An 8,514-nucleotide genomic window follows, 5' to 3' on the forward strand; every position below is an offset into this window, starting at 1 on the left:
TCTCTAATTGACAAATTTCTTCAAACGAAATACTAATTCTTGGATACGTGCACTTTTCATTCGATAGCTTACTGGGTTTGCAATTAAACGAGAAGATACATCTGTAATGTGTTCATATTCAACAAGACCATTTTCTTTCAACGTTCTTCCTGTTGATACAATATCGACAATGCGGTCAGCTAAACCTATCATCGGCGCTAATTCAATTGAACCGTTCAGCTCGATAATTTCAACTTGTTCACCAATTTCTTTATAATAGTTCATTGCAATGTTTGGGTATTTTGTTGCAATGCGGGGTGCTATTTCATTCATCTTCGTATTTGGTAAACCCGCTGAAGCGATATAACATTGACTAATTTTCAAGTCCAATAATTCATGAACATTTCGTCTTTGCTCAAGCAATACATCTTTCCCAGCAATCCCGATATCTGCAACACCATGTTCTACATAAACAGGTACGTCCATTGGCTTTGCTAAAATAAATCGAATTTTTTCCTCCGGTATTTCAATCATTAACTTGCGTGACATTTCTACTTCCTCAGGTAAATTAAATCCTGCATCAATTAGCATTTGGTATGCTTCTTCAAAAATTCGTCCCTTTGGCATTGCAATTGTTAATTCACTCATTACGCTAAATCCTCCTGGCTGACGTAAACAATCGTGTCAAACTGTTTTGTAAATGCTTCTTCATCCACAAGTCCTTTTTTCGCCTGCAATGTTACACGCTTTCCTTCTTCGCGTAGCTTTTTTGCATGCTCAAGTGCCTTAGTAAACTGTTCATCGTTAAATATAATTGCAACAGTTTGTTTAGCAGATTTATTTGAAGGTACAACTTCGAGCAATCGGTCTACTCGAATTCCAAATCCCGTAGCCCCTACTTTGCTTCCAAAATGGTGCAGCAATCCGTCGTAGCGGCCTCCGTTGCCAAGGGCAAATCCACTGCCTTCTGCAAACACTTCAAATAGCATTCCTGTGTAATAATTCATATGACTTGAAAGTGTGAAATCCAGTGCAACATATTGAGATAGGTTTGCAAAACTAATCAATTCCATAAGCTGTTGCATATATTCTAATGCATCATTTTTCCTTACATATTTTTCGATATCTTCTATAGCACCAATATTCGTAGCTTCATTAATAAATTGAAGTAAAGCGTCTGATTTCGTTTTTGGTAGATCGAATGCTGCAACCGCTTCTTCAAATCCAACATAATTGCGTTCAACTAATAATGTTCTTAATTTATCGGCTTGTTCAGCACTTTCTGTATAGTCCTTTAAGATGCAATTTAATACGCCAGCGTGGCCGATTGTAATTTTAAAAGAGTCAATGCCGAATGCTTGTATTAGATTAATAGCTGTAATAATTACTTCTGCATCTGCAAAAACCGTTCCGTCTCCAATAATTTCAATTCCCATTTGCCCAAATTCAGCAGGACGACCGCCCTCTGTTTGCTGTGCTCGGAAAACGTTGGCAAAATAAGCTAGCCTTAATGGAATTTGTTCTTTTAGTAATTTAGATGTCGCAACTCGTGCAATGGGTGTCGTCATGTCAGGACGTAGGACAAGCGTATTTCCTTGACTATCTACAAGTTTAAATAATGCTGCATCGTAAATAGCAGATGCTTTTCCGACTGTATCGAAATATTCTAAACTTGGTGTTTTGATAAAATCATAACCACGTGCACGCAGGAAATCACGTCCTGTTTGGCGAATTGCCTCGACCTTTTCATATGTAATTGGGAATGTATCGCGCATTCCTAATGGCTTTTCAAACATTTTTAACGATGACATATTAACACATCCTACCATTTTTACTTTAACACACTAGAGAATTAGAGAGTTAGTATATGAAAGTATTTTATCGAATTAACCTTCTGTAGTCAACCTTCATGTTCAACTTTTCTTGATCTTTCTATGAACAATTATACATGTTATTTAATTGAAAAGACTTATTATTCTAAAAATAGTGAGCATTCTTACGTTAATGAGAGGGTTTTTATATTTACAGGGGGGTGTTTTTTTACGCGGTTTTATTGCTTTTTTACGTGGTTTGCTCGATTATTTACGCACTTTTATCTAACTTTTACGCGGTTTTTTTTTATTTACGCGGTTCTATTTTTTTACGCGGTTTTATTGCTTTTTTACGTGGTTTGCTTGATTATTTACGCACTTTTATCTAACTTTTACGCGTTTTTTTTTTTATTTACGCGGTTCTATTTTTTTACGCGGTTTTATTGCTTTTTTACGTGGTTTGCTTGATTATTTACGCACTTTTATCTAACTTTTACGCGGTTTTTTGTTTTATTTACGCGGTTCTATTTTTTACGCACTTTTACTGTTTTTCACTCAGCTCTTACTTATATTAAGAGAACTTTTTTATTCGATTAAGGTCAAACAATAATAAAAAAATCTACTCCATCCTAAATCAGAATGAGCAGATTCTCGCTTTTTTATAAATGAAGTAGTTTAGTATTTAGGTATTCTTTCTTTTTCTTTCTGCCATTTCTTCAGCTGTGTAGATAATGCGCATAGGGTTTCCTCCTGCCATTGCTCCTGCAGGTACATCTCTATTTACAAGTGTTGCAGCAGAAACAATTGCGCCGTCGCCAATTTCTACACCAGGTAAGATTGTTGAATTGGCACCGATCATTACTTCGCTGCCAATTTTCACATCTCCTAAACGATACTCTTCAATTAAATATTCATGAGCTAATATTGTTGTATTATAGCCGATAATCGTATTGTCTCCTATTGAAATTCTCTCTGGGAACATCGAATCTGGCATTACCATCAATGCAAGCGAAGTTTTCTTACCAATCTTCATATTTAAAAACGTCCGATATATCCAATTTTTCACACTCATAAATGGTGTAATGCGTCCGATTTGGATAAATATAAAACACTTCATAACTTTCCAAAAGGACACTGTTTGGTAAACATTCCATAATGAGTTGGCACCTTGAACTGGATATCGTTCCGTTTTTCTCATAGATTTACGACTCCTTCACAATCGTTAATAAATCAGTCATATGTTGAAGAATATAGTCTGGATTATACTGTCTTAAGAAATCTTCACCTTGAATTGACCATGCTACTCCTGCTGTTTTGACACCTGCATTTTTCCCTGCTTCAATATCATGATAATTGTCCCCAATCATCATCGTTTCCTCTTTATTTATACCTAGTTTTTCAATTGCTAATAATACCGGCTCAGGATGTGGTTTTACATTTTTCACATCATCCAAACCAATTAAAAATTCGAACAGATGGTTTGCCCCCATCAAATTTAGTCCTTTTTGTATTGTATCTCTTCGTTTAGTAGAAACGATTGCTAAACGAATGCCTTGTTCTTTTAATTGCTCTAAAGTCGTAATCACACCATCATATTCTGTTACCAATTCATCATGATGTGCTTGATTCCATTCACGATATTTCTCAACCATTTCGTCTACTTCATTTGGCGTAATTTGTTCGAATGTCTCTATTAGTGACGGACCAATAAATTTTATGCAATCCTGTGGCGAATATTGCCCGGGAAATCTTTCATTCAAAACATGCATAAAGGTTTGGATAATTAATTCATTTGTATTCAAAAGTGTTCCATCAAAATCAAAAAGTAAAGCTTTTATCATAGTTGTGTAACTCCTTTATGTGCTTTTAAATCTGCTCTTTTCCATAGATGTGCAACAATAATCGTTAAGACGAATGCTGTGACAACTCGAATAATAAGCAATGGTAATATCGGAATGCCTAAAGGAACAAAAATTAATGTATCTTCAATAACTGCATGACATGCCACTAAAAAGATAAACGCTAAAGTTGCATCCTTTTTGCTTACCCCATCTTCTTCCACGGCTTGGATCATTATTCCTGCACCGTAGGCAAGGCCAATGATTAGCCCAGCTACAAGTGTCATTGACGTATTTGGTTGAACGCCAATCACTTTAGTAAATGGAGCTAATGCATTAGACACTTTCTCTAAGTATTTTAAATCACGTAAATATTGTACGATAATCATTAACGGAATTACGATAATAGCAAGCTGTAAAATCCCGAGGCTTGCCTTTTCGAATCCTAGCAAAACGATTTCTCCCCAACCCGTGGGATTTTGAGTTTGCTCAGAAAAAAAGCCATACTTTGCGATTTCTCCTCCACCTTGCCATACAAATCTTATGATAAGAGCAGAAAATATCGCTAATCCGAATCTTACAGCAAGTATTACCCACAATTTAACTCCCACGCGGAGAGCTACTCCTGTTTCTATAAATAAGTTATGTGAAAAGGAAAGCATAACTGCGAGTATAAATACTTCCTTTACAGTTAACTCAAGAGACAAGATCCCCGCAATCCCAGCATATAAGTTTAATGCATTTCCCAACACTAACGGAATTGCAGCTTCTCCACTTAAACCTAGTAATCCCATTAGTGGTTCCACAAAATTAATAATCCATGTTAATACCGGTGTAAATTGGAGAATTGTAACGATTAATGTAATCGGAAAAATTACTTTACTTAAAGTCCATGTAGTTTTTAACCCCGCATTTAATCCTTTTCGAAGCGATGACATCCCATTTCCCCTCTATTTGTTATCCTTGTAACGAACAACTGGTCGGACTTTCATTCTACGGTAAACAATTGCGGCAATGCCGATAATGATTGCAATAATTGAAACGACCTGTGCAGAACGCAAATTGCCAATTAAATATAAGCTGTCAGTTCTCATACCTTCGATAAAAAATCGCCCAATTGAATACCAAATCATATAGGAGAAGAAAATTTCTCCACGGTGTAAATTGACTTTTCGCAATGATAGTAAAATAATTAATCCTACTACGTTCCATAGAGATTCATATAAGAAGGTTGGATGTACATAAGTGCCAAGCTCTTCGATATACATTTGTTCAATAATCCAGTTTGGCAGCATTAGATTTTCTAAAAAGTCTCGACTTACTGGCCCGCCAAATGCCTCCTGGTTCATGAAATTGCCCCAGCGACCAATAATCTGACCTACTAAAATACTTGGTGCAGCAATATCAGCTACCTTTAAAAAACTAACTCCTCTTTTTCTGCAGAAAATATATGCAGTAATGACAGCACCTATCAAAGCACCATGAATCGCGATGCCGCCATTCCAAATTTGAATGATTTTCCCTGGATTTGCTCCGTAAAACTCCCATTTCATCACTACATAATAAATACGAGCACAGATTATAGAAATTGGAATTGCCCAAATCAATAAATCTGCTAAAAAATTTTCGGGCAATCCACGTTTTACCGCTTCTCTTTGTCCTATGAAATATGCTAGTACAATTCCTGATGCAATTAAAATCCCGTACCAACGAACCTTTATGCTGCCTATTTCAAAAGCAATAGGGTCTATTGCAAGTAAAATATGATCCATTATAAAACTCCTCTCATATAAAAAAGCGCAAGCGCCCTTGTTAGCCCCGCGTCGACGAAATCGCCACATCGTGTGGCTTCGTCGACATGACTCACATCGTGTGAGCCCCAAGCGCTGGCCGACAAAAGTGCCACATCGCATGTCTTGTCGGCACTTGCACATCCGTGTGCTGCGGAGGACCCCAATCGCGAAGCTTTTCCAGCTTTCGACCGAGGGCAGACCGCGACCTCGAAGGGCTGGGCGCTGGAGCCAGACATTTTTTCAAAAACTTAATTCTTTCTTAAATTAATAATCATCTATTTCATCTTGTATTGAAATTACTTCATCTAAGCGTCTTGAAAATTCCTGTGCAGCATTAACACCCATTTTTTTCAGACGATAGTTCATTGCTGCTACTTCAATAATTACTGATACATTTCGACCAGGCTGTACTGGAATTGTTAGTTTCGTAATATCAGTATCGATAATTTTCATTTTTTCTTCATCTAATCCAAGACGGTCATATGTTTTATCTGGATCCCAGTTTTCCAATTCAATAATAAGTGTAATTCGTTTAAATGGACGAATTGCACTTGCACCAAACAAAGTCATAATATCAATAATACCGATTCCTCTAATTTCTAACAAATGTTCTAAAAGAGGCGGTGGGCTACCGATAATTAAATTTTCAGCTTCTTGTCGAATTTCTACACAATCGTCTGCAACTAAACGATGGCCTTTTTTAATAAGTTCTAGAGCAGTTTCACTTTTCCCTACTCCACTTTTACCAATTATTAGCACACCTATCCCGTATACATCGACCAAAACACCATGTACAGCAGCTGTTGGAGCAAGTTTACTTTCAAGATAATTTGTTAATCTACTAGAAAACCTAGTTGTCTTCATAGTAGTTGATAATACAGGAACATGGTTTTCATTAGAAGCAGCAATCAGTTCTTTTGGGACTTCTAATCCTCTTGATACTACAATTGCAGGTGTATCCTGCGAGCAAAGTTTGAACATTCGCTCTTTTTTTAATTCTGTTGGAAGCATTTCAAAAAAAGACAATTCTGTTTTACCTATTAATTGAACTCTATTTGCAGGGTAGTGTGTAAAATAACCAGCCATTTCAAGTCCTGGACGTGAAATATCACTCGTTGTGATGGATCGGCCAATTCCTTCATGTCCACTTACTAACTCTAAATTAAATTTTTCAATTACTTCTTTTGTCCTTACTTGAATCATCAGCCTTAACTCCCCTATCTTTCCTGGCATATAGTATTTATTTTAGCATGTAACAGATAGAATGTATTTAAAATATACCTAAAAGAAAATAGTATCGTCCAATACAGCGTTTTGAGACGTCAAAAGGGGGATTATATATAAAAAAGAAAGACTTCCTAGAAATTCTCATTCTCTAGAAAGCCCTTTCAAACGTTCATTTATTGAATTATTTTTGAGTTGCCAGCCAAGCTGCTGCTGCTTCAGCATCTTCACCTTTTAGTAGTCCAGGAGGCATTTGGTTTTTACCATTTAAAATTACATCTAAAATTTCTTCTTCTGAAAGACGGCTACCAACGTCAGATAACGCAGGTGTTTGACCCATACCTTGCAGGTTTCCTCCATGGCACATTACACAGCCTTCTTTAACTAAAGCTTCTCCATCTGCAGCTGCAGTTTCTCCTGTTCCAGCTGTTTCATCAGTAGTCTTTGTATCATTGCCTTCTTCATTGCCACCGCCGCAAGCAGCTAGAAATAATGCTGAGCCGAATACTAGTGCTAACCATGCTTTTTTCATTTGAACCCCTCCAAAATGAATAAATAAGTGTATTACACTGCCAATTATAGCAAAATCACACTCGCTTGAAACCTTCCCCCAGCACCTCATAGGCATCAGAAACGATGACAAATGCAGACGGGTCAACGGTTTTAATGATTTGTTTCAGCTTTGTGAATTCTGTTTGATAAACAACAACCATTAGCATAAGTTTTTGTTCTCCTGTATATCCACCGAATGCTGGCATCTTTGTAACACCCCGATCAATTTCCATGTAAATTGCATCTCGTACTTCATCCTGTTTATTCGTAATAATATAAACCATTTTTGATTGACTGAATCCTAACTGAACGATGTCAATTGTTTTAGTAGTGACGTATAACCCGATTAATGCGTATAAACCTCTTTCTAAATCGAAAACTAATGCTGCACTAATGGCAATTATTCCGTCTATTAGCAGGACGCTGGTACCTAAAGTTAAACCAGTAAATTTCGTAATAATTTGTGCGAGTAAATCGGTACCACCAGTTGAGGCGTTTCCTTTAAAAACCAAGCCAATACCTAAACCAACAACTATTCCCCCAAAAATAGCTGCCAACAATGCATTATCTGTCCATGCAGACCAATCATTCATTAAAATTACGAAAAACGGTAAGGCAATCGTTCCAATAAATGATTTAAAGCCAAATCTTTTCCCTAGTACAAGAACTCCAGCAATAAACAGTGGTATATTAAAAGCATATTGGACTATTCCAGCATTCCAGCCAAAAAGGCCATTCAAGATTGTACTTATCCCACTTACACCGCTGGAAGCTACTTGATTCGGAAATAAAAACACGCTAAATCCAAATGCTATTACTGCAGCTCCTAGAAGCACATAAATATATTCTTGAATAGTATCATTAGAATTAAATACTTTATTCTTATTTTTTTTGCTCATAAATTTCCTCTCTTATATAAAATTCTCTATTTATTCTGGATGATTATAACAAAGACATATGAAAAAGAGAACTTCATCAAAATAAACTGCTATCTATTACTAAATTGAGGCATTAAAGGATATACATCGATTAATTTATTATTCTAACAAGTAAGCATGAGGTATTCATTTATGTAAAAAAATTAATTCTAATTGCATTTCAGTTAAATTAACTTATATAAGAACATTGCTCTATAATCAAATTCTCCCATAGAAACTATCAATTAAAAGTTTAAATAAAAAATGACTGTCCCACATAATGATATGCTCCCTATTAGGTAGACAGATGAAAAAATAAAAATTCATCTACCTAATAGGGGGCTTTTTTTATGACCTTTTATAAGTATCCAAAAGAATTTATGTTAAAAATTATTCAACT

Annotated in this window: 9 protein-coding genes; all 9 read right to left on the minus strand. The window is 36.0% G+C overall.

Annotated features, from left to right (window positions below; all coding sequences use genetic code 11):
* Positions 1-3 precede the first annotated feature (3 nt).
* Positions 4-627 (minus strand): ATP phosphoribosyltransferase, encoded by a 624-nt coding sequence (hisG, locus tag EKG35_RS13905; RefSeq protein ID WP_126295153.1) that lies wholly within the window; start codon positions 625-627, stop codon positions 4-6.
* On the minus strand, positions 627-1,790 hold the full coding sequence (locus EKG35_RS13910; protein ID WP_126295154.1) for an ATP phosphoribosyltransferase regulatory subunit: 1,164 nt from the start codon (positions 1,788-1,790) through the stop codon (positions 627-629). Before EKG35_RS13910 ends, hisG begins: the two co-directional genes overlap by 1 nt.
* A gap of 682 nt (positions 1,791-2,472) precedes the next feature.
* Entirely contained in the window at positions 2,473-2,988 is a 516-nt protein-coding gene (locus EKG35_RS13915) for an acyltransferase (RefSeq protein ID WP_126295155.1), read from the minus strand.
* Positions 2,989-2,992: 4 nt separating this feature from the next.
* The gene (gene ppaX / locus EKG35_RS13920; RefSeq protein WP_126295156.1) at positions 2,993-3,631 is read right to left on the minus strand and encodes a pyrophosphatase PpaX; all 639 of its coding nucleotides are present in this window, start codon (positions 3,629-3,631) and stop codon (positions 2,993-2,995) included.
* Positions 3,628-4,566 (minus strand): nucleoside recognition domain-containing protein, encoded by a 939-nt coding sequence (locus EKG35_RS13925; protein WP_126295157.1) that lies wholly within the window; start codon positions 4,564-4,566, stop codon positions 3,628-3,630. Before EKG35_RS13925 ends, ppaX begins: the two co-directional genes overlap by 4 nt.
* A 12-nt stretch (positions 4,567-4,578) precedes the next feature.
* Positions 4,579-5,400 carry a prolipoprotein diacylglyceryl transferase gene (lgt, locus tag EKG35_RS13930; protein ID WP_126295158.1) on the minus strand — a complete coding sequence of 274 codons (822 nt, stop codon included), beginning with the start codon at positions 5,398-5,400 and terminating at the stop codon, positions 4,579-4,581.
* Between the two features lie 285 nt (positions 5,401-5,685).
* Positions 5,686-6,624: an HPr(Ser) kinase/phosphatase gene (hprK, locus tag EKG35_RS13935; protein ID WP_126295159.1), complete on the minus strand. Its 939-nt coding sequence runs from the start codon at positions 6,622-6,624 to the stop codon at positions 5,686-5,688.
* A gap of 205 nt (positions 6,625-6,829) precedes the next feature.
* Positions 6,830-7,177 carry a cytochrome c551 gene (gene cccB / locus EKG35_RS13940; protein ID WP_126295160.1) on the minus strand — a complete coding sequence of 116 codons (348 nt, stop codon included), beginning with the start codon at positions 7,175-7,177 and terminating at the stop codon, positions 6,830-6,832.
* Between the two features lie 55 nt (positions 7,178-7,232).
* Complete coding sequence (locus EKG35_RS13945) at positions 7,233-8,096, minus strand: YitT family protein (RefSeq protein ID WP_126295161.1); 864 nt, start codon at positions 8,094-8,096, stop codon at positions 7,233-7,235.
* Between the last annotated feature and the right edge of the window lie 418 nt (positions 8,097-8,514).

It is taken from the genome of Lysinibacillus telephonicus, assembly GCF_003966145.1.
GTDB lineage: Bacteria > Bacillota > Bacilli > Bacillales_A > Planococcaceae > Ureibacillus > Ureibacillus telephonicus.